The sequence below is a fragment of the Chromobacterium sp. FG22 genome (genome assembly GCF_057809415.1).
Genome location: NZ_JBMDJX010000002.1, coordinates 75,396 through 98,203 on the forward strand (window position 1 = coordinate 75,396; position 22,808 = coordinate 98,203).

The window sequence follows — 22,808 nt, forward strand, 5'->3', positions numbered from 1 at the left end:
ATGCGCTCCGCCGTTTTCATTGGCTCAGCTGCTCGCCGGCCAGGCGGCCCAGAGTGGCGATCGCCCGCGCCAGCGCCGGCGACCACGGCTGGCCGAAGTTCAGCCGCAGGCAGTGGCCGAAACGCGGCTCGGCGGAAAACACCAGGCCCGGCGCGAAACTGATGGATTCGGCCAGCGCCCGCTCCAGCAAGCGGCCCGCGTCCAGCCCTTCCGGACATTCCACCCACAGCAGCAGACCGCCCTGCGGCCGCCGCAGCCGCGTGCCCTTGGGGAAGGCCGCCAGCACCGCGTCGGCCAGTTGGCCCATCTGCCGCGCCAATTGCCGCCGCAAACGCTCGGCGAAACGCGCGTAGTCGCCGTCGGCCAACACATCCGCCAACAAGCCCTGATACAAGGCCGAGCTCACCAGGCTGCTGCTATTGCTCAAGCGCGCCAGCGCCGCGTGATGGCGGCCGCCGGACAACCAGCCCAGACGGAACGAAGGCGCGAAGCTCTTGGTGAAGGACGAGCAGTAAATCACCTCGCCGCGGCTGTCCCAGGCTTTCAGCGGCGTCGGATGCTGCTCGCCGAAGTAAAGTTCGCCGAACACATCGTCCTCGATGATGGTCAGGCCGTGACGGTAAGCCAGCTGCAACAAGCGCTTCTTGGCTTCGTCCGGCATCAAGGCGCCGGTGGGATTCTGAAAATTGGTCACCGTCACCAGGCAGCGCGGCGCCGGTCCGTGGCGCAAGGCGAACTCCAGCGCCTCCAGCGACAGGCCGGCGTCCGGCGTGCACGGAATTTCCAGCGCTTTCAGTCCCAGGGCCTCCAGGGTTTGCAGCAGGCCGAAGTACACCGGCGTCTCCACCGCCACGGTGTCGCCCGGCCGGGTCAGCAAGCGCAGCGACAGGCTGATCGCCTCGGTGATGCCGTGGGTGAACAGGATGGCGTCCGGCTCCAGCGCCAGCTGCCACTGCGCCGCCAGCCCGCACACCAGCCGATGCAGCCGCGCCTGCTCGCCGCGCGGCAGATAGGCGCCGATCAGCTCCGGCCGCTGGTTCAGCGTCTGTTGCAGCCGACGCGCCAGCGCCGCCGCCGGATACATGCTGCCGTGCGCTTCCGCCATGTGCAGCTGGGTGCCGATGTCCAGGCCCGACCATTCGATCAATTGCGACATGCGGCTGTCCACCCGCACCAGGGTCGCCGCCGACGGCAAGCCGTCGTCCCGGGCATGCGCCTGCTGCGCGCGGCTGGGCAAGGCGGCGAAAAAGCCGGCGCGCGGCCGGGCGCTGACGCGTTGCCGGCGCTCCAGATGGCGGTAAGCCGCCAGCGCGGTCAAGACGTTGACGCCGTGCAGGGCGGCCAGGCGGCGCACCGAGGGCAGCCGGCTGCCGGGCGGGTACTCGCCGCTGTCCAGCCCGCGCTCGATGTCCGCGGCAATGCGTAGATACAGGGAATCAGTCATCGCTGTTATATAGAACAGATTGTGCGCAGCATAAACTGTTTGCGTCGGCTGTGGGAAGGCGAGGCGCGGCGCTTGCGCTAGGCTGGCCCTACTTTTCATCGCAAGAAAGCGCATCATGCCGTCCACCTTCTGGCGCGACCTGTCGCCCTCCGCCGCGCTGGCCGCGGCGCTGGCCTTATTGGTCGGCTATTCCGGCCCCTTCCTCATCATCGTCCACGCCGCCCAGTCCGCCGGCTTGTCCCCGGCCCAGCTCGGCTCCTGGATCTGGGCGGTGTCCATCGGCTCCGGCGTGGCCGGCCTCTACCTGTCCTGGCGCTGGAAAGCGCCGGTGATCACCGCCTGGAGCACCCCCGGCGCGGCCCTGCTGCTGGCTGCCCTGCCCGGCGTGCCCTACGGCGAGGCGGTGGGCGCCTTCCTGGCCGCCGCCGCCATCGTCACCCTGCTGGGCGTCAGCGGCCTGTTCGACCGGCTGATGAAGGTGTTCCCCGCCGCGCTGGCGGCGGCGATGCTGGCCGGCATCCTGTTCCGCTTCGTCGCCGAACTGGCCAGCGCCGCCGGCCACGATCCGCTGCTGGTGGTCAGCATGGCCGCGCTGTTCTTCGTCGGCCGCCGCTTCTTCCCGCGCTACGCGCTGCCGGCCGCCATCCTGCTGGGCCTGCTGCTGGCGGCGGCGCAAGGCCTGTTCCAGCCGCTGCCGGCCCACGGCGGAGGCGGCGGTCCGCTGTTCACCGCGCCGCAATGGTCGTGGAGCGCCTTCTTCAACCTGGCCTTGCCGCTGGCGCTGGTGGCGCTGACCGGTCAATTCCTGCCCGGCATGGCGGTGCTGGCCTCCTCCGGCTACCGCATCCCGGCCCGCTCTCCGGTGTCGCTGCTGGGCGCGGTGTCCATGCTGACCGCGCCCTTCGGCGGCCACGGCGTGGTGCTGGCGGCGATCACCGCCGCCATCTGCACCGGGCCGGAAACCCACCCCGATCCCAAACGCCGCTACGTGGCCGGCGTGATCTGCGGCTCGCTCTATCTGGCGATAGGCGCGGCCGGCGGCGCGCTGGCCAGCCTGATCCTGACCCTGCCCAAGGCGCTGGTGGCCACCGCCGCCGGGCTGGCGCTGTTCGGCACCCTGGCGTCCTCCTTGAGCGCGGCGCTGAGCGACGAGAGCCGCCGCGAAGCGGCGCTGATCACCTTCGTGGTGGCGGCCTCCGGCGTCAGCATCGCCGGCCTGGGCGCGCCGCTGTGGGCCTTGCTGGCCGGCGGCGCGGTGGCCTTGATCCTGCGTCCGGCCAAGGCCCGGCAGGCCGAAGCCGCCGTCGGCCAGCGCGGCTGAACCGGCACTGGCAGCCCGGCGGCGGGCATGATAAGTTAAGGGACTGGATACAATATTCCGCGCGGCGACCGAACCGGGCGGACCCTGCCCACCCTCGAGGAAACCATGTTCGCTGCCACCGTATACGCGCAACGCCGCGCCCGTCTGCAAGCGGCCGGCCTGTCCGGCCTGCTGCTGTTTGTCGGCAATGTCGATTCGCCGATGAACTATCACGACAACACCCTGCCCTTCGTGCAGGACTCCAGCTTCCGTTATTTCTTCGGCCTGAACGAACCGGGCCTGGCCGGCCTCATCGACGCCGACAGCGGCGAAGCGACTCTGTTCGGCAACGATCCGGACGTGGCCGACATCGTCTGGACCGGCCCGCTGCCCAGCCTGGCCGAACGCGCCGCGCTGGCCGGCCTGACACACAGCCGCGGCTACGCCGAACTGGCCTCCGCGCTGAGCGCCGCGCGCGCCGCCGGCCGCGCCGTCCATTACCTGGCGCCGTACCGCGGCGAGACCCTGATTGAAATGGGCCGCTTGCTGGACGTTCATCCGGCCAAGGTCAAGGACGGCTTCTCCGCGCCGCTGACCCATGCCGTGGTGGCGCTGCGCGAAATCAAGGGCGACGAAGAAATCGCCGAAATGGAAGCGGCGCTGGCGGTGACCCGCGACATGCACGTCGCCGCGATGCGCCACGCCAAACCCGGCGTGATGGAATACGAAGTGGTGGGCGAGATGGAAGGCATCATGCGCCGACGCGACTGGCAGCTGGCCTATCCGTCCATCTTCTCCCGCCGCGGCGAAGTGCTGCACAACCATCACCACGACAACCGCCTGGAAAGCGGCGACCTGGCGCTGAACGACACCGGCTGTACCTCCGGCGGCGGCTACGCCAGCGACATCACCCGCACCTTCCCGGTGGGCGGCAAGTTCAGCCCGCGCCAGCGCGAACTGTACAATATCGTGCTGGACATGCAGCTGGCCGCCATCGAGGCGATGAAGCCGGGCGTGCGCTATCTGGACGTGCACAAGCTGTCCGCGCGGCTGATGGTGGAAAGAATGAGCGCGCTGGGCTTCTTCCAGGGCGACGCCAACGATATCGTTGAATCCGGCGCCTACGCCATCGCCTTCCCGCACGGCCTTGGCCATCAAATCGGCATGGACGTGCACGATATGGAAGGCCTGGGCGAAGACCTGGTGGGTTACGGCGAGGACACCGAGCGCAGCCCGCTGTTCGGCCTGGGCTACCTGCGTCTGGGCAAGCCGCTGAAACAAGGCATGGTGGTGACGGTGGAGCCCGGCATGTACTTCATCCCGGCGCTGATCGAAGCCTGGGCCGCCGAAGGCCGCCACAGCCAGTACATCGACTACGACAAATTCCGCGAATACCAGGACTTCGGCGGCATCCGCATCGAAGACAATGTGCTGGTCACCGCCGACGGCAGCCGCGTGCTGGGCGCGCCGATTCCCAAGACGGTGGAAGAAGTCGAAGCCGCGATGGCCGGTTGAAACCCGCCGCTCCCGCCTTCCAGCCGCCCATGGGCGGCTTTTTCACGCCCGGTCGCCTGCGCTCGCCCCCGCGTCGCATTCTGACCAGCCCCCGCCGCGGGCCGATGCTAGTGTCGGTCTTTCCTTGCGTCAGCATCGGGAGACCCCTACATGGCTGCATTACCGGAAACCGGGGCGACAGACCGCCTCAACCGCACGGTGTTCCTCGGTTCGTCCAGCTGCATTCTGGCGCTGGCGCTGTGGGCGATGCTGGACGCCGACGCCGCCGCCCGCGTCATGGCCCAGGTGCTGGGCTGGATCACCGAGGGCTTTGGCTGGTACTACTTCCTGGCCGCCACGCTCTATGTCTTGTTCGTCCTGGTCATCGCCTGTTCCCGCTTTGGCAGCATCAAGCTGGGACCGGCCCATTCGCGGCCTGAATACAGCCTGTTCACCTGGGGCGCGATGCTGTTCGCCGCCGGCATCGGCATCGACCTGATGTTTTTCTCGGTGGCCGAACCGGTCACCCACCTGCTGGCTCCGCCCGAGGGCGCGCCCGGCACCCACGCCGCCGCGCGCCAGGCCATGTCCTGGACCCTGTTCCACTACGGCATCACCGGTTGGTCGATGTACGCGTTGATGGGCATGGCCTTGGGCTATTTCAGCTATCGCCATCAATTGCCGCTCAGCATCCGCTCGGCCCTCTATCCCATCTTCGGCCGCCGCATCCACGGCGCGCTCGGCCACGGCGTCGACATCGCCGCCGTGCTCGGCACCATCTTCGGCATCGCCACCTCGCTGGGCATAGGCGTGGTGCAGCTCAACTACGGCCTGCGCTTCATGTTCGACATTCCGGAAGGGGTGCTGGCGCAGGCCTTGCTGATCCTGCTGTCGGTGGCGATGGCCACCCTGTCCGTGGTCTCCGGCGTGGACAAGGGCATCCGCCGGCTATCGGAATTGAACGTGCTGCTGGCCATCCTGCTGATTCTGTTCGTGCTGTTCAGCGGCAATACCGTGTTCCTGCTCAACGGCCTGGTGCTGAACGTGGGCGACTACCTGAACGGCTTCGCCGGCATGACCCTGAACACCTTCGCCTTCCAGCGCCCGGTGGACTGGCTGAACGCCTGGACCCTGTTCTTCTGGGCCTGGTGGGTGGCCTGGGCGCCCTTCGTCGGCCTGTTCCTGGCGCGCATCTCGCGCGGTCGCACCCTGCGCCAATTCATCATCGGCACCCTGGTCATCCCCTTCGTGTTCACCTTGATCTGGATTTCCATCTTCGGCAACAGCGCGCTGGACCTGGTGCTGGCCGGCAACCAGAGCTTCGGCAAGACCGCGATGGAGACGCCGGAACGGGCGTTCTATTCGCTGCTGGCGCAATACCCGTGGACCGGTTTCAGCGCTCTGCTCGCCACCGTCACCGGTCTGCTGTTCTACGTCACCTCGGCCGACTCCGGCGCGCTGGTGCTGGGCAACTTCACCTCCATCCTCAAAGACCCGGCCAGCGACGCGCCCAAGTGGCTGCGCATTTTCTGGTCGCTGGCCATCGGCATCCTGACGCTGTCCATGCTGATGGTGGGCGGCGTGCCCACGCTGCAGAACGCCACCATCATCATGGGCTTGCCCTTCTCTTTCGTGATGTTCTTCATCATGGCCGGCTTGTACAAGGCGCTGCGGCGCGAAGGCATGCGCGAAGACAGCCGCCAGGCCAGCCTGGCCGGCTCGCTGTCCGGCCGCACCTACGCCCACTCCGATCCGCGGCTGAACTGGCAGCAACGGCTGAGCCGGGCGATGAGCTATCCGGACGCGGACCAGACCCGAACCATGCTGGAACACAGCTGCCTCCCCGCCTTGCGCGAGGTTTGCGCCGCGCTGCGCCAGCGCGGCGCCAAGGCGCGGCTGGAACAGGAAACAGACCCGCAGACCGGCCTGCCGCGGCTGGGCCTGCTCATCGCCGGCGACGGCGACGCCGCCTTCCGCTACCGCATCCAGGCCGCCATGGCGGCCACGCCCTCCTTCGCCATCCGCGCCGCGCCCGGCCATTACTGCCGATTGGAAGTGCACTTGCAGGACGGCAGCCAGGGCTACAGCCTGTGGGGCTACCACAAGGAACAGATCATCGCCGACATCCTGGATCAGTACGAACGGCATCTGCACTACCTCCACCTCAGCCGGCAAGCGCAGTCCGCCGCCTCATAGACCTCCGCGCCGCCGGGCTGGACGCCGCCGCCGCGGCGTCGCACCATGCGCTATTCAATCCGGCATGATGGGAAGCGCGATGGAAACCGTGGAATGCGTGGTGATAGGCGCCGGCGTGATCGGCCTGGCCGTGGCGCGGCAGCTGGCGATGGCCGGCCGCGAAGTCCTCATCGTCGAAGCGGAAAGCGCCATCGGCCAGCATGCGTCCAGCCGCAACAGCGAAGTGATCCACGCCGGGCTCTACTATCCGCCCGGCAGCCTGAAAGCGCGGCTCTGCGTGGCCGGCCGCCAGCGGCTGTACGACTACTGCGCCCAGCGCGCGATTGCCCACCGGCGCTGCGGCAAGCTCGTCGTCGCCGCAAACGAGACCGAACTGCCGCGGCTGCAAGCCTTGCAACAGCGCGCCGCCGCCAACGGCGTCGATGATCTGCGCTGGCTGGATGCGGAACAGCTTCAGGCGCTGGAGCCGGCCTTGCAGGCCCGCGCCGCGCTGTTGTCGCCGTCCACCGGCATAATAGACAGCCACGGCCTGATACTGGCCCTGCTGGCCGACGCCGAGGCCCACGGCGCGACGTTGGCCTTGAACTCCCCGCTGCAAGACGGCCGCGTGAGCGGCGACGGTTTGGAGCTGAACATCGCCGGCATGCGGCTACGCGCAGAACTGACGGTCAACGCCGCCGGCGCGTGGGCGCCGCGGGCGGCGGCCAGCATTGCCGGCGTTCCACGTGAAACCATTCCCACGCCCTATTACGCGCGCGGCGTCTATTTCGCGCTGCAAGGCCGCTCGCCGTTCCAGCGCCTGATCTACCCGCTGCCCGAGGCCGGCGGCCTGGGCACGCATCTGACGCTGGACCTGGCCGGCCAGGCGCGCTTCGGCCCGGACCTGGAATGGGTGGACGCCATCGACTACCAAGTGGACCCGGCGCGCGCGGAGCGCTTCTACGCCGGCGTCCGCCGCTGGTGGCCGACGCTGCCGGAACAGACGCTGGCGCCGGCCTACGCCGGCATCCGCCCCAAGATCGCCGGACCCGGCGCGCCGGACGCGGACTTTCTGATCCAGGGCCCGGCGCAGCACGGCGTGCCCGGCCTGCTCCAACTCTACGGCATCGAATCCCCCGGCCTCACCGCCAGCCTGGCGCTGGCCGAATACGCGGCGGCGACGCTGACGGCATAGCGCCGGGACGAGTTGTCCGCTTACAATCGAACCGTCCCAACCCGCCGCCTCGCAGTCTATGCTCATTCTGAATCAACGCCAGCAGGAATTGCTGGCCATGGTCAAACGCGACAGCTACGTCAGCGTGGAAAAGCTGGCCGAACATTTTTCCGTCACCCGGCAGACCATACGCCGCGACATCGCGCTGCTGGCCGAGCATCAGTTGCTGCAACGCTATCACGGCGGCGCCAGCGTGCTGTCCAGCGTGGAGAACGTCGCCTACCAGGCGCGGCAGGTACTGTGCATAGACGAAAAGCGCCGCATCGCCGAATGCCTGGCCCGCCACATCCCGGACAACGCTTCGCTGTTTATCAATCTGGGCACCACCACCGAGGAAGTGGCCAAGGCGCTGCACCAGCACCGCGGCCTGCGGGTGATCACCAATAATCTGCACGTGGCGGACACCATGTGCGACTACCCGGACTGCGAAGTCATCGTGCTGGGCGGCATGCTGCGCAAACGCGACCGCGGCATCACCGGCGAGGCCACGGTGCAGCTGATCCGCCAGTTCCGCGTCGATTACGGCATCATCGGCATTTCCAGCATCGAGCTGGACGGCACGCTGCGCGATTACGACTACCGCGAGGTGCGCAGCGCCGAGGCCATCATCCAGCAATCCCGCCATGTCTTCCTGGCCGCCGACCACAGCAAGTTCGACCGCCCGGCGCTGGTGGAGCTGGGCCATCTGTCGCAGATAGACGCGCTGTTCACCGACCAGCCGCCGCCGCCCGCCGTCGTCGAGCTGATGCGGGAGGCGGATACCCAATTGTACGTGGCGGACTGAGCCGGCCTCGGAGCCCGCTCAAGGTCCGTCCGCCTTGCGCCGCGTCTCAGGGCTGCTGCCGCGTCGCCGCCAGCACGATCTCGCGAATGCACACATTCTGCGGCTGCTGATAGGCGTAGACGATGGCGCTGGCCACGTCTTCCGCCGCCAACACGCCGCCCATCTCCTGTTTCCAGGCTTCGTAACCGGCCTTGATCGTCTCGCTGCTGGTATGCGACAGCAACTCGGTGTCCACCGCGCCCGGCGCTATCGTCACCACCCGCACGCCGTGGTCCGCCACTTCCTCGCGCAGATTCTCAGACATCGCGTGCACCGCGAACTTGGTGCCGCAATAGGCCACATGGTTGGGGAAGGTCTTGCGCCCGGCCACCGAGCTGATATTGATCACCGTGCCGCGCTTGCGCTCCACCATGCCGCCCAGCACCGCGTGGATGCCGTTGAGCAGGCCGTGCACATTGACGTCGAACATGGTTTTCCACTCTTCCGGCGCCTGCTCGGCCATCTGTCCCAGCAACATCACGCCGGCGTTGTTGACGATGGCGTCCACCGGCCCGAAGCGGCCCTCCGCCTCCGCCACCGCGGCGGCCAGCTGGGCGCGGTCGGTCACGTCCACCGCGCGGCACAAGGTATTGGGCAAGGCCAGCGCTTCCAGCCGCTCCACCCGACGCGCCAATAGCAAGAGCGGATGGCCTTGTTGCGACAACAAACGGGCGGTGGCGGCGCCGATGCCGGAGCTGGCGCCGGTGATGACAATGAGAGCCTTACTCATGGAACTTCTCCTTTAGCAATAGAAATAACTGATATCAAATCCTTGAGCAGCACTATAATTCGCTGACGATTCCACGAAAAATCGTTTATTCCACTTGCTGCCATCGGTTTAATTTATGGATATTCGCTCGCTCAAAGCCTTCATCGCCGTATTCGAAGAGCGCAACATCACCCAGGCCTCGACGCGTCTCTACCTGAGCCAGCCTGCGCTGTCCGCCACCATCCGGCAACTGGAAGAACAGCTGGGGGCCGCGCTGTTCCAGCGTCAGCCGCGCGGGGTGGAAGTGACCGACGCCGCCCGGCTGTTATACCCGGCGGCGCGGCGGCTGGTGGAAGAAGCCGACAGCCTGACACAGCTGTTTCGCGGCCGGCAGGACTGCCTGCCGCTGACGCTGGGGGTGGCGGCGGACCTGGGCCAGGCCGATGTGGCGCGCGTGTTGGCGGCGGCCTACCGCGCGGTGGACGGCTTGCTGCTGGAACTGGCGGCGGGCTGCGCCGGCGACGCGCGGCTGGACGAGGAGGCCAATCGTTGCGAGGACGAGCTGTTCCTGCCGCTGTGGGAAGAGGATTATGTGCTGGCGATGCGCGCCGACGCGCCGCTGGCGGGACAGCCGCTGCTGCGGCCGGGACAACTGCTGGGCCAGGACCTGATCGCCTGCCCGGACCATCCATCGCACCAGCGCTTCGCCAGCCTGTTGGGCGAGGCGGCGCGGGAACTGGCGGTGGCGGCGCGCTGCGCCACCCTGCAACAGGCGGCGACGCTGGCCGCGGCCGGCGCCGGCGTCGCCTTCGTCCCGCAGGGGCTGGCCCTGGACCAGCCCGGCCTGTGGAGCTGCCGGCTGGATCAGGCGGCGCTCAGCCGCCGCGTCGGCCTGTGCTACGCGCCGGACGCTTTGGCCAAGCCGGCGCTGGCCCGTTTGAAACAAGGCCTGGCCGGCGGCTGAGGACCTGTTTTAACAGCGGCTGACAAAACTCAGTTTTACGGCAGAGGCAAGACGCGCCGACGTAGGCAGTGCCTTGAGTACGGCAAGCCGGCGCAGCACGGCATCAGCGGTTTTGTCAGCCGCGCTTGGTCTTAGAACCTGTTCAAAGTCTCGCGAGCTAAGGCGAGACGAGGCGAAAACGGCTGAAGAAGCGGAATGTACGTGTGGTACATGAGCATTCTGAATGCCGTTTTCAACGCCGTATCGCCGACGCGCAGCAGGCTTTGAACAGGTTTTTAGAACCTGTTTACGATCTCGCGAGCTAGAGCGAGACAAGGCGAAAACAGCTGAGAAAGCGGAATGTACAGAGGGTACATGAGCATTTCGAAGCGGTACTCACCGTGTCACATTTCACAACGCGCAGCAGATCGTAAACAGGTTCTTACTGCACCGCGGCGAAAGCCTTGGCCACATAAGGCGCATTGGCGCGGGTCAAGCCGGCCACGCACATGCGACCGGTGCCCACCAGATAGACGCCGAAACGCTCGCGTAGGGCGTCCACCTGAGCCTGGCTGAAGCCGGTGTAGCTGAACATGCCGCGCTGATGGACCAGATAGGCGAAGTCCTGCTCCGGCAGCGCCTGCTTCAACACTTCCACCAGAATGCCGCGCATCTCCAGGATGCGGCCGCGCATCTCGTTCACCTCGGACACCCACAGCGCTTTCAGCTCGGTGTCGCCCAGCACGGTGGCGATCAGACGCGCGCCGGTGGTGGGTGGGTTGGAGTAGTTGCGGCGCACCGTGGCCTTGAGCTGGCCCAACACCAGCTCCGCCTCGGCCTGGCTCGGGCATACCACCGACAGGCCGCCGCAGCGCTCGCCGTACAGCGAGAAGATCTTGGAGAAGGAGTTGCTGACCAGGAAGGACACGCCGGCGTCGGCCATCGCGCGGATGGCGTAGGCGTCCTCTTCCAAGCCGGCGCCGAAACCCTGGTAGGCGATGTCCATGAAGGGAATCAGCTGCTTGCGCTTGGCCAGCGCCACCACCTGATCCCACTGCGCATTGTCCAGATCCGAGCCGGTGGGGTTGTGGCAACACGGATGCAGCAGCAGGATGCTGCCGGCGGGCAGGGTTTCCAGCGTGTCCAGCATCGCCGCGAAGTCCACGCCGCGGGTTTGCGGATCGAAATAGGGGTAGCGATTGACCGCGATGCCGGCGCCTTCGAAGATGGCCACGTGGTTGTCCCAGGTCGGATCGCTGACCCACACCTGGGCGTCGGGGAAATAGCGCTTGAGGAAGTCCGCGCCCACTTTCAGCGCGCCGGAGCCGCCCAGGGTCTGGATGGTGGCGACGCGGCCGGCGGCCAGCGCCGGGTGTCCCTCGCCGAACAACAGCTCCTGCACCGCCTTGCGGTAGGCCGGCAGGCCGTCCATCGGCAGATAAGTGCAAGGCTGGGCCGGCTGGGCCGCCAGCTTGGCCTCAGCCTGCTGCACCGCGTTCAGGCGCGGAATGCGGCCCTGCTCGTCGTAATACAGGCCGATGCTGAGGTTGACCTTGTCGCCGCGCGCATCCTTGCCGAAGGCGTCGACCAGCGACAGGATGGGATCGCCGGCGTAGGCGTCGACGTGCTGAAACATGTGTTTCTCCTTGAGTAGTGTGGTATCGCCTCGTGCAGCCGTTTAGAACGGCTAACAAACCCCTGATGCTGCGTTGCGCCGACTTGCCGTACTCAACGGCGCGCCATGCCTCAGGCGTGAAACCCATATTTGTTAGCCGCTCTTAGAACGTGTTTACGATCTCGCGAGCTCAGGCGAGACCAGGCGAAAACCGCTGGGAAAGCGGAATGTACGAGTGGTACATAAGCATTTCGAGACGGTACTCGCCGTGCCATGTCTCACGACGCGCAACAGATCGTAAACAGCTTCTTACGCCGCCCTCTGACGGGGCGGTAAAGATAGAGTATTGTGCCAGACGGATTCAGGACCCGGACGCCAGATCGTCGCGCTTCAGCGCCAGCATCATCGCCGCGATCCACGGCAGGATCAGCCAGCCGCCCAGCACATTCAGCGCCGCCACCAGCTTCAGCCGCGGGCTGCCCACCAAGGCGGCGGTCAAGGTCGGCACCAGGTAGGCGCCGCCCAAGGCCAGCGCATTGCCCAGATACATCGCCCATTGCTGCCACTGCGGCTCGCCGCTGTAAGCGCCGTAAGCCCACAAGGCCAGCGCCGCCGCCAGCACCGTGAAGAACAGCTTGCGCGCCATCGTCAAAATCTTCATATCTTCCTAATCCGTTCTCGCCGCGACGGCGCCATCAGCCGCCGCCACAATGAAATGCCAAGCTTAATCAGGCTTGCGCCAATATGGCAAAAGCAATTGCATAAATCAGACAGTTTGCGCCACATTTTTACCAAACAGCGCAAGATTGATATGCATCAGGCAAGCATGGGATTCCCATTTCAACTAATGCGAACCATCTGCCTACAATCCACTTGCCCTCACCGCCAAACCGCCGCACGCTTAGCGCGCGGCCACCATGAGCCGTCTCGCACCGCGACTGACTGCTCAGAACCTGTTTACGATCTGCTGCGCGTCGTGAGACGTCACACGGTGAATACCGCTTCGAAATGCTCATGTACCGTTTGTACACTGCGCTTTCTCAGCCGTTTTCGCCTTGTCTCGCCTTAGCTCGCTAGATCGTAAACATGCTCTCAGAGAAGAGGAATGCATCATGACGCCGCGCCCTACCCTGCTTGCCCTGGCCACCGCCCTTGCGCTGGCCGCCCCGCTCGCCGACGCCTGCTCATCGCTGATCGTCGGCAAACAGGCCTCCGCCGATGGCTCCATCATCATCGCCCGCAACGAAGATTATTACATCAATAACTGGAACAAGCGCCTGGTGCTGCATCCGGCGCGCGCGGCGGCCAAGGATGAGACGCTGAGCTTCAAGAACGGCCTGAAAGTGCCGGCGCCGGCACAGTTCTACCGCTATAGCGGCCTGATGGACTGGAACGGCGACAGCGCCGGCGGCGACGGCCTGTACGAGGAACGCGGCGTCAATGAATTCAATGTGGCGGTGTCCGCCACCAATAGCGCGGAGATCAACGCCCGCGCCAAGAAAGCGGACCCGCTGCTGGACAGCGGCGTGGTGGAGGCGGTGATCCCCTCGCTGATCCTGCCGCAGGCCAAGACCGCGCGCGAAGGCGTGGAACTGCTGGGCCGCTATATCAACCAATACGGCGCCGGCGAAGGCAATGGCGTGCTGATCGCCGATCCGAACGAAGCCTGGTATATGGAAATCGGCTCCGGCCACCACTGGCTGGCCTATCGCGTGCCGCAGGACAGCTATTTGATGGTGGCCAACGGCCTGCGCCTGCACGACATCGACCTCGCCGACCGCGCCAATGTGATCGCCAGCCCCGGCCTGGCCGAGTTCACCGCCAAACACCAGCTGCTGGCCAAGGTGGACGCCAAGCGCTTCAACTTCGCCCAGGCCTTCGGCGTCACCGGCGACAAATACAATGTGGACCGCGAATGGCTGGGCCAGCATCTGCTGAACCCGGCGCTGCGCCAGGCCACGCGGCAGACGCAATACCCGCTGACGCTGAAGCCGGAGCACAAGATCGCGGTGGCCGACGTGGCCAAGGTGCTGCGCGCCACCTTCCACGGCACCGCGCTGGCCAAACAGAAGGACGCGGACCGGCCGATGGGCGTGGACCGCACCATAGAAACCCACGTCATCCAGCTGCGCGCCGGCCAGCCCAAGGAGTTGGCGGCGCTGACCTGGCAATCCTTCGGCAGCCCGGCCGGCGCGGTGCTGGTGCCGATGTACGAGAACGCGATGAAGGACATCCCCGCGCCGCTGCGCGCCGGCGCGGCCAATTACGAGAGCGGCTCCGCCTACTGGGCCTTCCGCGCCAACGCCACGCTGGCCCAGACCAAGCCGGACAAGTATCTGCCGGTGCTGGCGCAATGGCAGGCGCGGCTGGAGCGGCAGTTCCAAAGCCAGCAGCCGGCGGTGGACGCCATGCTGACCAGCCTCTACGCCAGTCAGCCGCAAACCGCGGTAGGCTTTGCCGGCCAGTGGAGCGGCGGCAATATGCTGAGCGCGGTGCAATCGGCGCGCGACGTGCACGCCGGCCTGCTGACCGACCTGACCAAGGCCAGCGAGAAGAAATACAGCCCGGAGGAGCTGGAAAAAATCAAAAACCTATAAGAACGTGTTTACGATCTCGCGAGCTAAGGCGAAACAAGGCGGAAACGAGCGAAACAGCGGAATATACAGGTGGTACATGAGCATTTTGAGCGGGTACTCACCGTGCAACGCTTCACGCCACGCAGCAGATCGTAAACAGGTTCTAAGCGGCTAGCAGCCAGGAGCGGCGCCGGCAAGCCCGGCCGCTCCCGCCAGTCCGGGCGTGTTATCTTTGATGGCATCCCCATTGCCCGGCTGGCTGCGCCATGACCCTCCACATCGACACCGATCCCGCGCGGCTGGACCGCGAACGCGTCTACCGCTACCTGTCGGAGCAATCCTACTGGGCGCGCCAACTGCCGCGCGACATCTTCGAGCGCTCGCTCGACCATTCGCTGTGCTTCGGCGCCTACGCCGCCGACGGCGAGCAGATAGGCTTCGCCCGCGTGATCACCGACTACGCCACCTTCGCCTATCTGGCCGACGTGTTCGTGGTCGAAGCCTGGCGCGGCCAAGGCGTGTCCAAGCAATTGATGGCGGCGATCGACAGCCATCCCGGCCTGCAGAACCTGCGCCGCATGCTGCTGGCCACCGCCGACGCTCACGGCCTGTACGCGCAGTTCGGCTTCAGCCCGCTGTCCCGGCCGGAATGGATGATGGAAAAAAGAGACGCCGACATCTACCAGCGGCTGGCCGCGAATCCCGGAAGCGCGGCATGAGCGTGCGCAAACAGTTCTGGGTCGACCCCTACCAGACCGAGCTGCACACCACGGTGGCGCACGTGGACGGCTCGCGGGTCTGGCTGGACGCCACCCTCTTCTACGCCTTCTCCGGCGGCCAGGAAAGCGACAGCGGAAGCATAGGCGGCCGTCCGGTGCTGCGCGCGGAAAAACAGGACCAGGACATCGCCTACACCCTGGCGGACGATCACGGCCTTGGCGCCGGCGACGCGGTGACGGTGGCGATAGACTGGCCGCGCCGCTACCGGCTGATGCGGCTGCACTTCGCCGCGGAGCTGGTGCTGGAAACCATTTGCCGCGAGCTGCCCGACGCGGCAAAGATAGGCGCCCACATCGCGGAGGACAAGGCGCGCATCGATTTTGCGCTGGCCCGGCCCATCACCCCGCTATTGCCCGCCATCGCCGCCAAAGTGCAGGCGCTGATAGACGCCGATCTCGCCATCGTCAGCGCCTATTCCGACGAAGCAAACCAGCGCCGCTACTGGGAACTGCCCGGCCTCTACCGCGTACCCTGCGGCGGCACCCATTTGCGCCGCAGCGGCGAAGTGGGCGAACTGAAGCTCAAACGCAAGAACGTGGGCCAGGGCAAAGAGAGGGTGGAGATCACGCTGGCGCGGCCATAAGAGCCTGTTCAATGTCTGCTGCGCTACGTGAGTAGCGGCGCGATGAGTACACCTTCGAAATGCTCATGTAGCACGTGTACATTCCGCTTTCTCAGCCGTTTTCGCCTTGTCTCGCTCTTGCCCGCGAGACTTTGAACAGGCTTTAAGAAAAACCCGCGCGGGCATGCCCGGCGCGGGTGGTTTCACGTGAAACGGCAATCTGCAAACGCTCAGGCAGGCTGCTTCGGCCAGTCCACCTCGGCCAACTGCGGCCACGCGATCTGCTGCGGCAGGCGCGACAACTCGACACAGTAACGCTTCCACGCCGTCAACAAGCCCTGCTCCTGCGTCGTCGCCAGCCCCAGTTCCTGCGCATCCTCCAAAGGCCGGCGCTGAGCATAGGCAATCGCCAAACGCTGCTGCAACTCCTGCTGCGCCTGCGCCGTCAGCGCCGCGCGCTGCGCATCGGCGTCCACTTTCCAGGCTTTCTTGTTCCACACCGCAAAGGGCGGCGGCTCCAGCTCGGTGGCCTGCAAGCTGTCCGGCGTATCGCCGATTTGCGCCGTCACCGGCTGCGCGCTGGCCTTGCTCCACAGCTTGAGCGCGCGAAAATCCACCACCAGCAGCCAGCAGCCGTCGCGGTAGACCGCCGCTTGCCTGTCCCCCGCCTGCGGCGGTTGCTGCTCGGTGGCATTGGCCGGAATCAACCAAGTTTCCTCAACATCCAGCGGCGATAGATCCGCCGTAGTGGTGCCCAGATACTCGCCGGATTCCGGATGGTAGGCGTAGACGGTTTTCTGTTTGCGTTCTTGCATGGCGGTTTCCTTAGTATTTGATGCAGGCGAGAAGGGCGATGTTGCGGGGGCGGGTGCCTTTCAAGAGATTGGTTGTCGCTCCGGCGGCAGCTTGCGTCAATGTTCCTCCAAGGAGTTGACCTTGCCAGTTCGGGACCGGAGTGACATCGTAATTCCCCACGGAGGTACCATCGACATGGTTACTCTCAAAACCATCGTCAAACAAACTCTCTACCCATCCCAACCTATCGTTGTAACTGCTTTGCCATGCGCCGCTGCGCGCCGTATCGATATAGCCTTGATAAGGTATCAATGAACCCATTTGCCTAGACGCAAACGCACGCCCCGCATCAACCTTGCCACCACACGACCAGCCTCGAATAAATTCCCCGCGCAAATCAGGCAGATTGAACGTCGTCGAGCCATCCCCCGCGCCATACGTTGTCCCAATCGCGGCAAACAAGGCCGGATAAGTACTACGGCTGGCCGGCGAGCCGTCGCACTTCAACCAGCCAGGCGGCGTATAAGGCATCGCGAAATGCCCTACCAGGCCCGGCGCGCCGGACATGGTCAGCAGATTGGTGATAGGGCCGTCCTCGCACTGGGTCAGGTCCACGTAAAAACCACGAGACTTGACGCCATCGTTGTTGAACACGCGGAACTGGTTGCCCCAGACATCGATATTGACGTCGCTGAGCTTGCTGTCGCTTTGCGGCGCTTGCAATTGCAGCTGGCCGCCTTCCTTGCCGCCCTCAGCCAGGAAACGAGAATTGGGCTGAAAATCCACCCGGCCATTCATCTTGCCGCCGCTCAGCGGCAAAGCATCGGTGATGCCGTAGCCGGCCAGCGTGGTCGGCTTGCTATTGCCGCCCCAGGTCAGCTTCTTCAGCGCCTGCAGTAACTGGTCCTTGCGCGCCGGATCAGCGCTCTGGCCGCTGTCGCGTATCACCGTCAACAGCTCGTCCTGGCTGGATTGGGCCGCGGACTGGACATTGTTCAACCACTCCGAGGTCACCACCGTGCCCAGTTCGCCGGTGTAGGGGTTGCCGTCGTGGAACAGGCCGTCCGGGCTGTTGATCGGCTTCATGGTGTTTTGCATCGCGCTCTCGCTCCATTTACAGGGTTGGCCCGCTGGCCGGGCTGGCGGCCTGGTGCGGACTCCGGGCCGGGCGAGTGGTCCGTAAACCACCCGCTGACCTGCTTCGCTAGTGAATCAATACAGTGATTTTGCCGGGAAGCGACGCGCGTCAGCAGTGGACGGATGTCAGTAGTTTGGAGCGCAGCCACAAAGCAAAACGGCGGCCAAAGCCACCGTTTTGCAGACACTTAACGCTCAGTTTTTAGACCGGCGCCGCAGGCCAGTCCGCTTTGTCCAGCTGCGGCCACGCGGTCTGCAGCGGCAGCCGCGACAGCTCAACGCAGTAACGCTTCCACGCCGTCAGCAGACCTTGTTCCTGCGTCGTCGCCAGCCCCAGCTCCTGCGCGTCCTCCAAAGGCCGGCGCTGAGCATAGGCAATCGCCAAACGCTGCTGCAAATCCTGCTGCGCCTGCGCCGTCAGCGCCGCGCGCTGCGCATCGGTATCCACTTTCCAGGCTTTCTTGTTCCACACCGCGAAAGACGGCGGTTCCAGCTCGGTGGCCTGCAAGCTGTCCGGCGTGTCGCCGATTTGCGCCGTCACCGGCTGCGCGCTGGCCTTGCTCCACAGCTTGAGCGCGCGAAAATCCACCACCAGCAGCCAGCCGCCGTCGCGGTAGACCGCCGCTTGCTTGTCCCCTGCCTGCGGCGGTTGCTGCTCGGTGGCATTGGCCGGAATCAACCAGGTTTCTTCAACGTCCAGCGGCGACAGGTCCGCCATGGTGGTGCCCAAATACTCGCCGGTTTTCGGATGGTAGGCGTAGACAGTTTTCTGTGTGCGTTCTTGCATGGCGGTCTCCTTAGTATTTGATGCAGGCGAGCAGGGCGACGTTGCGGGGGCGGGTTTCAGATCCTCCCGTCACACCGGTTACGTCAACTCTACCGGCATATTTAGTCGGGCTATACCCAGTGAAATGGGTCCCTTGAATTAAGTCACCTTGGCCTGCTTCATTCACCAAAAAGCCCATCCCATTCCATTCCAGACTAGGGTGTCTATGGGCTTCTACACTACCTAATTGCGCCCCCCCAAATGAGCGCCCGCCATCAACACCACGTTCATCGCTCCACCCTCGTAAGAATTGGCCATTTAAGTTCGGCAAATAGAACTTTCCGGAATTGGTTTCCGTTCTATATACCGCAGGAGCACTAGGCGGCGAGAATGCCGATGCGTAAAGATTTTTTTTGCTGACTTTCCAGTCCTGGTAATAGCCGGAAGAAGAACCGGATAGTCCGGGAGCGCAGCCGTCCACGCCAAACAATAGGGTGTTATCCGCGATGAACACCCGCCGCGTGCTGGATAAGCTCCAGGTCAAAACGCCATCAACATATAGGCGATAACTTTGTCCGTCATAGCAAAAAGCGATGTGATACCAACGCGCAGTGGCAAATATGCCTGGAGTCCCAGCGGAAGCCTCGACAATAAACCCAGGTTCAACACCAGCCAGCCATATTACCGGGGCCTTGCTCGCCTTATCAAAGCCAAGCGTTATTTCCCCCCAGGTCTTGGATTGATTCATGGAGGTAATCCATGCCACCTGATAACCGTTGCTATTGCCGGTGCCGGTGAAATTTGGGAAATGCCATCCTTCAATGGTGAACTCATTGGGATTAAACGCCTCCGCCAACGGCATGCTGGCGTAACCGCCGTTTTCCATTGTCTTCAGGCTTTGCGTCCCAAACTTGGCCTGCTCTGTCGACATCCCTGCTCCGCCAAACGTTGATACCGCAGACCCCCAGGCGCAATCCGCCAACTTCTCAGCCTCGTCCAGACGCAACATTGCTTGCACCTCGCCCTTGATTGGGGCGAAACGATGCCCAATGGCATTGAAAAGCTCTGGATAAGTACTCTGTAAAACCTGGGTACCGTTGGCCCGCAACCAGCCCTCGGGCGCTACCGGCATGGCAAAGTACGCAACCTCCCCCGCCGGCGCCGCAGCTCTAACTTGACTCGTGGTCGCGCCATCGGTAATCCCGTAACCCGCCAAGGTAGTCGGCTTGCTATTACCGCCCCAGGCCAGTTTCTTCACCGCCTGCAGTAATTGATCCTTGCGGTTGGCGTCCAATGCCTGGCCGCTGTCCTTGATCAAGGCAATCAACTCGTCCTGCGTGGCGGCTGTCGCCTGCTGCAAGCTGTTCAGCCAATCAGCGCTGACAATAGTGCCCAGCTCGCCGGTAGTGGGGTTGCCGTCATGAAACAGGCCGTCCGGACTGTTGATCGGCTTCAAGGTGTTTTGCATCGCGCTCTCGCTCCTTAGTGAGTCTGCCTATGAGCCGGGCCGGCGACATAGGCAGGGGCGCGGACCACTTCAGCCGTCGTCAAACCGCCAGTTGACCCGCTTCGCTAGTGAATTAATGCCCTCATTGTGCCGGGGAGCGACGCGCGTCAGCAGCGGACGGATGTCAGTGGCGAGCAGGCAAAAAAATGGCAACCCCGCAGGATTGCCATACTTGAAAACCAATGATGTTTACGGCGCGATCGGCGCTTTGTGTACGTAGCCGCCATGCATACCGGACAGCGCTGCAGGCAAGGCCAGTTGGAAGACCGAGTTATTCTCGGCGTAGACATGACTGATGCTGTAGCCGCCGCCCCAATCCCCGACTCCAGCCAGATGCACCCAACCATCGCTGGGCGTGATGCGCTTGTTCTCCGCAACCTTGCCATTACGATACTGGCCGTAGTCATAGTAGATAGAGCCGCTGATGCAACGCAGCCAATTCATAAAAGTGACCGGCCCTTCGGTGCCAACCCCGTACGCCAGCGCCACCGCCATATTTTTGCCATCCAACACTTGCGGCGAATAGGTCAAAGCGCCGCAGTGCACCTCCGCAATGTGAAACTCGTAACCATAACGTTTGTTTCCACGCTCCATTGCATTCAGCAAATCCACCACCGGCTGCGTCAGCTTCGGACCCGTGCCCTCAAACGAGCCATTATCGTGAATGAAACGCCCCACCGAACCGACACTCTGGCTATAGGAAACAGCATGCATGGGTGTAGCAAACGGCGCGGTAATCTGGTTGGTTCTCGCCTGCACCATGCCCTCCGGCGTGAACGGATCAAAGAAGCGGCCGCCATCCGCCAGCAGGTTGCGGCGCGGCAACATGGCCACGGTGATGCCATCCTGGATGCCATAGCCGGCCAGGGTGCTGGCCTTGTCGGCCTTGACCGACACCTCGGCCTTGGTCGCGCCGTCGCTAATGCCATAGCCCGCCAATGTGGTCGGCTTGCTGTCTCCGCCCCAGGCCATTTTTTTCACCGCCTGCAACAGCTGGTCCTTGCGGCTGGCGTCCAGCGTCTGACCGCTGTCCTTGATCAGGGAGATCAGCTCCTCCTGAGCCGAGCGCGTAGCCAGTTGCAGGTTGTTCAACCAGTCGGCGCTGACGATGGTGCCCAGTTCGCCGGTGGTGGGGTTGCCGTCGTGAAACAGAGTGTCCGGCGTGTTGATGGGCTTGAGTGCTTCTTGCATGGAATCGTCTCCCGCGGATAAGAAAAGGCGAAAAGAAAAATCGGCCGGAGGCCGATGACAGCTGTCGCTGCTGAAATGACTGGGAACGATTTTGCGGGAAACGCGCGCAAGGCGGCAGGCGACGGGTGTCAGTGCCATAGCCGCAAAAAAAGCCGCATCCGGAAAGGATGCGGCTGGCGTGCGCTTGGCCGACTTAACTGAAGCTGAGCACGCTGTTGGCATTGCCCGCCACGCCGCTGGTGGCCGGCGAATATACCGTCGGGCAACCGGTCGATGCGGCCTTGGTGTCGTAGGCCTCCAAATAACTGGTGCTGTAGGTCTCAAACCCCACCTGGCAGTTCTTTGCCCAACCGCCATTAATTACCATGGTCGTTCCGCAAAGCGCTCTAAACCCATTGTTGCAGTTTTCCGCAATGGCCATCGGCGCGTAAATCACCCCAGCCCAAACCGCTTGGAAACCCGTATCGCAATTGAGCGCCTTGCCGCGCCGCCCCTGCGGCAAAGACGGCACAGGTCCGGAACCATGATTCCATGTCACAGCGCCAGAATGCGCCTCGAAGCCGACCCCCGATTGCTCCACCACGCTACCATCGCACCAGAGATAGGCGTTGCGGGCGGAGGCAAAACCAGTTCGCACCCCGGTAATACGCCCCTCGGTTACCCAAGCTCGGCTGGTATCCGCGCATATTATCCCTTGCGGATTGGTACTGCGGTCGTTGATATCCAGGCGCAATGGCACCTTGGTCAGATAGTTCTTGCCCTCGCCGACAATGTTCAAGTTGTGCAGCTCGCAGTGGGAGCCGCCGCCGACAGCGGCGCCCCACTCTTTAACCTTGTTAACCCTCAGCTTGCTGTTGCTGAAGCGGGAGTTTTGCTCCACTTGCAGGCCGCTGCTCGCGCCCTCCAGGATCAAAGAGCTTTCCGCGCCCCAAACCCAGGAGCCTTCGCCGATATGCAGGCAACGATGGGTCCAGTTGTTTTCGGTGGCTTCGCCGATCAAGTGAAAACCGGAAAATTCGACGCCGCGGGCATTGGAGAACACCACGCCGTGGCTGACCTTGTTGGCGTCGGCGATGAAGCGGATCTGACAAGCCGAGGGGTTGGCGATATTGCCGCGGATACGGATGCGGCTGGCGAAAGGCTGGTTGCCCAAGCCAATGCCGGTCGACGTGTATTGACCATCGTCCACCTTGATCAGCACGTCGGTCTTCAGGGTTTTGCCGTTGAGGCTGTTCCAGGCGCTGGCGATGTCGGCGAACTCGCGGCCGGGGCCCACTTGCAGCTCCTTGTAGCCGTTTATCCCCCAATCGTCGGTCTTCATCGCATCGGTGATGCCGTAGCCGGCCAGCGTGGTCGGCTTGCTGGCGCCGCCCCAGGCGATCTGCTTCACCGCCTGCAGCAACTGGTCTTTGCGCGCCGGGTCCGCGTTCTGGCCGCTGCTTTTGACCACGGTCAACAGCTCCTCTTGGCTGGCGATGACCGCGGACTGGACGTTGTTCAGCCAGTCGGCGCCGACAATGGTGCCCAGCTCGCCGCTGCTGGGGTTGCCGTCGTGAAACAGGGTGTCCGGCGTGGGAACCGGCTTGATGACATCTTTCATCAGTCTCTCCAAAAAACAGTGAATGAATCAGGATAGGGACGGGGTTTGCTGGGATTGGCTGCCTAGGCGCGCCCAAACCTCCTGCTGCGTATCGAAGACCGAAGACGCCGGAACCGGCGCGGGGTCGGCCGCAAGGTCTTTGTTTTGATCGGGGTTT

19 protein-coding genes are annotated in these 22,808 nt (G+C 64.2%); 9 read left to right on the plus strand and 10 right to left on the minus strand.

The genetic code is table 11. The features are described 5' to 3' along the window. Positions 1-16 precede the first annotated feature (16 nt). Entirely contained in the window at positions 17-1,444 is a 1,428-nt protein-coding gene (locus ACODSD_RS02420; RefSeq protein ID WP_235085722.1) for an aminotransferase-like domain-containing protein, read from the minus strand. A 115-nt stretch (positions 1,445-1,559) separates the two neighbouring features. Between ACODSD_RS02420 and ACODSD_RS02425 the strand changes: the two genes are divergently transcribed. From ACODSD_RS02425 to ACODSD_RS02445, 5 genes are all read left to right on the plus strand, one after another. Next, positions 1,560-2,765 (plus strand): benzoate/H(+) symporter BenE family transporter, encoded by a 1,206-nt coding sequence (locus ACODSD_RS02425; RefSeq protein WP_488876712.1) that lies wholly within the window; start codon positions 1,560-1,562, stop codon positions 2,763-2,765. Positions 2,766-2,870: 105 nt separating this feature from the next. Continuing rightward, the gene (locus tag ACODSD_RS02430) at positions 2,871-4,259 is read left to right on the plus strand and encodes an aminopeptidase P family protein (RefSeq protein ID WP_253314985.1); all 1,389 of its coding nucleotides are present in this window, start codon (positions 2,871-2,873) and stop codon (positions 4,257-4,259) included. Between the two features lie 150 nt (positions 4,260-4,409). Beyond that, a complete protein-coding gene (betT, locus tag ACODSD_RS02435) occupies positions 4,410-6,434 on the plus strand; it encodes a choline BCCT transporter BetT (protein WP_235085715.1) in 2,025 nt (674 codons plus the stop codon). Positions 6,435-6,513: 79 nt separating this feature from the next. Then, positions 6,514-7,608: an NAD(P)/FAD-dependent oxidoreductase gene (locus ACODSD_RS02440; RefSeq protein WP_488876713.1), complete on the plus strand. Its 1,095-nt coding sequence runs from the start codon at positions 6,514-6,516 to the stop codon at positions 7,606-7,608. 58 nt (positions 7,609-7,666) lie between these two features. Then, positions 7,667-8,431: a DeoR/GlpR family DNA-binding transcription regulator gene (locus ACODSD_RS02445; RefSeq protein ID WP_107801233.1), complete on the plus strand. Its 765-nt coding sequence runs from the start codon at positions 7,667-7,669 to the stop codon at positions 8,429-8,431. A 46-nt stretch (positions 8,432-8,477) separates the two neighbouring features. Here ACODSD_RS02445 and ACODSD_RS02450 read toward each other — a convergent pair whose 3' ends face one another. Beyond that, the gene (locus ACODSD_RS02450; protein WP_488876714.1) at positions 8,478-9,200 is read right to left on the minus strand and encodes an SDR family oxidoreductase; all 723 of its coding nucleotides are present in this window, start codon (positions 9,198-9,200) and stop codon (positions 8,478-8,480) included. Between the two features lie 115 nt (positions 9,201-9,315). Here ACODSD_RS02450 and ACODSD_RS02455 point away from each other — a divergent pair, with 115 nt between their 5' ends. After that, positions 9,316-10,143 (plus strand): LysR family transcriptional regulator, encoded by an 828-nt coding sequence (locus ACODSD_RS02455; protein ID WP_488876715.1) that lies wholly within the window; start codon positions 9,316-9,318, stop codon positions 10,141-10,143. Between the two features lie 421 nt (positions 10,144-10,564). On the opposite strand, the gene ACODSD_RS02460 is transcribed toward ACODSD_RS02455, so the two are convergent. Both ACODSD_RS02460 and ACODSD_RS02465 read right to left on the minus strand, forming a co-directional pair. Beyond that, positions 10,565-11,758 carry an amino acid aminotransferase gene (locus ACODSD_RS02460; protein WP_488876716.1) on the minus strand — a complete coding sequence of 398 codons (1,194 nt, stop codon included), beginning with the start codon at positions 11,756-11,758 and terminating at the stop codon, positions 10,565-10,567. 340 nt (positions 11,759-12,098) lie between these two features. Further along, the gene (locus ACODSD_RS02465) at positions 12,099-12,398 is read right to left on the minus strand and encodes a superinfection immunity protein (protein ID WP_107801237.1); all 300 of its coding nucleotides are present in this window, start codon (positions 12,396-12,398) and stop codon (positions 12,099-12,101) included. A 451-nt stretch (positions 12,399-12,849) separates the two neighbouring features. Here ACODSD_RS02465 and ACODSD_RS02470 point away from each other — a divergent pair, with 451 nt between their 5' ends. From ACODSD_RS02470 to ACODSD_RS02480, 3 genes are all read left to right on the plus strand, one after another. Continuing rightward, complete coding sequence (locus ACODSD_RS02470) at positions 12,850-14,334, plus strand: C69 family dipeptidase (RefSeq protein WP_488876717.1); 1,485 nt, start codon at positions 12,850-12,852, stop codon at positions 14,332-14,334. Between the two features lie 245 nt (positions 14,335-14,579). Continuing rightward, a complete protein-coding gene (locus ACODSD_RS02475; protein WP_107801239.1) occupies positions 14,580-15,032 on the plus strand; it encodes a GNAT family N-acetyltransferase in 453 nt (150 codons plus the stop codon). Further along, on the plus strand, positions 15,029-15,676 hold the full coding sequence (locus tag ACODSD_RS02480) for an alanyl-tRNA editing protein (protein ID WP_253314991.1): 648 nt from the start codon (positions 15,029-15,031) through the stop codon (positions 15,674-15,676). The genes ACODSD_RS02475 and ACODSD_RS02480 overlap by 4 nt, the downstream gene beginning before the upstream one ends. A gap of 209 nt (positions 15,677-15,885) precedes the next feature. Here the strand turns inward: ACODSD_RS02480 and ACODSD_RS02485 are convergent, their stop codons facing one another. The 6 genes from ACODSD_RS02485 to ACODSD_RS02510 all read right to left on the minus strand — a co-directional run bounded on the left by ACODSD_RS02485 (position 15,886) and on the right by ACODSD_RS02510 (position 22,651). After that, complete coding sequence (locus tag ACODSD_RS02485) at positions 15,886-16,470, minus strand: tail fiber assembly protein (RefSeq protein WP_488876718.1); 585 nt, start codon at positions 16,468-16,470, stop codon at positions 15,886-15,888. Between the two features lie 10 nt (positions 16,471-16,480). After that, positions 16,481-17,548 (minus strand): phage tail protein, encoded by a 1,068-nt coding sequence (locus ACODSD_RS02490; RefSeq protein WP_488876719.1) that lies wholly within the window; start codon positions 17,546-17,548, stop codon positions 16,481-16,483. 241 nt (positions 17,549-17,789) lie between these two features. Then, on the minus strand, positions 17,790-18,374 hold the full coding sequence (locus ACODSD_RS02495) for a tail fiber assembly protein (protein ID WP_488876720.1): 585 nt from the start codon (positions 18,372-18,374) through the stop codon (positions 17,790-17,792). Positions 18,375-18,384: 10 nt separating this feature from the next. Continuing rightward, positions 18,385-19,821, minus strand: coding sequence for a tail fiber protein (locus ACODSD_RS02500; protein ID WP_488876721.1), 1,437 nt, complete (start codon positions 19,819-19,821; stop codon positions 18,385-18,387). 228 nt (positions 19,822-20,049) lie between these two features. After that, a complete protein-coding gene (locus ACODSD_RS02505) occupies positions 20,050-21,051 on the minus strand; it encodes a hypothetical protein (protein ID WP_488876722.1) in 1,002 nt (333 codons plus the stop codon). Positions 21,052-21,244: 193 nt separating this feature from the next. Then, the gene (locus ACODSD_RS02510; RefSeq protein WP_488876723.1) at positions 21,245-22,651 is read right to left on the minus strand and encodes a hypothetical protein; all 1,407 of its coding nucleotides are present in this window, start codon (positions 22,649-22,651) and stop codon (positions 21,245-21,247) included. Between the last annotated feature and the right edge of the window lie 157 nt (positions 22,652-22,808).

Bases quoted from the DNA above. Each gene is read 5' to 3' on its own strand.
- ACODSD_RS02420 (WP_235085722.1), bottom strand. From the start codon at position 1,444: ATGACTGATTCCCTGTATCTACGCATTGCCGCGGACATCGAGCGCGGG.
- ACODSD_RS02425 (WP_488876712.1), top strand. From the start codon at position 1,560: ATGCCGTCCACCTTCTGGCGCGACCTGTCGCCCTCCGCCGCGCTGGCC.
- ACODSD_RS02430 (WP_253314985.1), top strand. From the start codon at position 2,871: ATGTTCGCTGCCACCGTATACGCGCAACGCCGCGCCCGTCTGCAAGCG.
- betT (WP_235085715.1), top strand. From the start codon at position 4,410: ATGGCTGCATTACCGGAAACCGGGGCGACAGACCGCCTCAACCGCACG.
- ACODSD_RS02440 (WP_488876713.1), top strand. From the start codon at position 6,514: ATGGAAACCGTGGAATGCGTGGTGATAGGCGCCGGCGTGATCGGCCTG.
- ACODSD_RS02445 (WP_107801233.1), top strand. From the start codon at position 7,667: ATGCTCATTCTGAATCAACGCCAGCAGGAATTGCTGGCCATGGTCAAA.
- ACODSD_RS02450 (WP_488876714.1), bottom strand. From the start codon at position 9,200: ATGAGTAAGGCTCTCATTGTCATCACCGGCGCCAGCTCCGGCATCGGC.
- ACODSD_RS02455 (WP_488876715.1), top strand. From the start codon at position 9,316: ATGGATATTCGCTCGCTCAAAGCCTTCATCGCCGTATTCGAAGAGCGC.
- ACODSD_RS02460 (WP_488876716.1), bottom strand. From the start codon at position 11,758: ATGTTTCAGCACGTCGACGCCTACGCCGGCGATCCCATCCTGTCGCTG.
- ACODSD_RS02465 (WP_107801237.1), bottom strand. From the start codon at position 12,398: ATGAAGATTTTGACGATGGCGCGCAAGCTGTTCTTCACGGTGCTGGCG.
- ACODSD_RS02470 (WP_488876717.1), top strand. From the start codon at position 12,850: ATGACGCCGCGCCCTACCCTGCTTGCCCTGGCCACCGCCCTTGCGCTG.
- ACODSD_RS02475 (WP_107801239.1), top strand. From the start codon at position 14,580: ATGACCCTCCACATCGACACCGATCCCGCGCGGCTGGACCGCGAACGC.
- ACODSD_RS02480 (WP_253314991.1), top strand. From the start codon at position 15,029: ATGAGCGTGCGCAAACAGTTCTGGGTCGACCCCTACCAGACCGAGCTG.
- ACODSD_RS02485 (WP_488876718.1), bottom strand. From the start codon at position 16,470: ATGCAAGAACGCAAACAGAAAACCGTCTACGCCTACCATCCGGAATCC.
- ACODSD_RS02490 (WP_488876719.1), bottom strand. From the start codon at position 17,548: ATGCAAAACACCATGAAGCCGATCAACAGCCCGGACGGCCTGTTCCAC.
- ACODSD_RS02495 (WP_488876720.1), bottom strand. From the start codon at position 18,374: ATGCAAGAACGCACACAGAAAACTGTCTACGCCTACCATCCGAAAACC.
- ACODSD_RS02500 (WP_488876721.1), bottom strand. From the start codon at position 19,821: ATGCAAAACACCTTGAAGCCGATCAACAGTCCGGACGGCCTGTTTCAT.
- ACODSD_RS02505 (WP_488876722.1), bottom strand. From the start codon at position 21,051: ATGCAAGAAGCACTCAAGCCCATCAACACGCCGGACACTCTGTTTCAC.
- ACODSD_RS02510 (WP_488876723.1), bottom strand. From the start codon at position 22,651: ATGAAAGATGTCATCAAGCCGGTTCCCACGCCGGACACCCTGTTTCAC.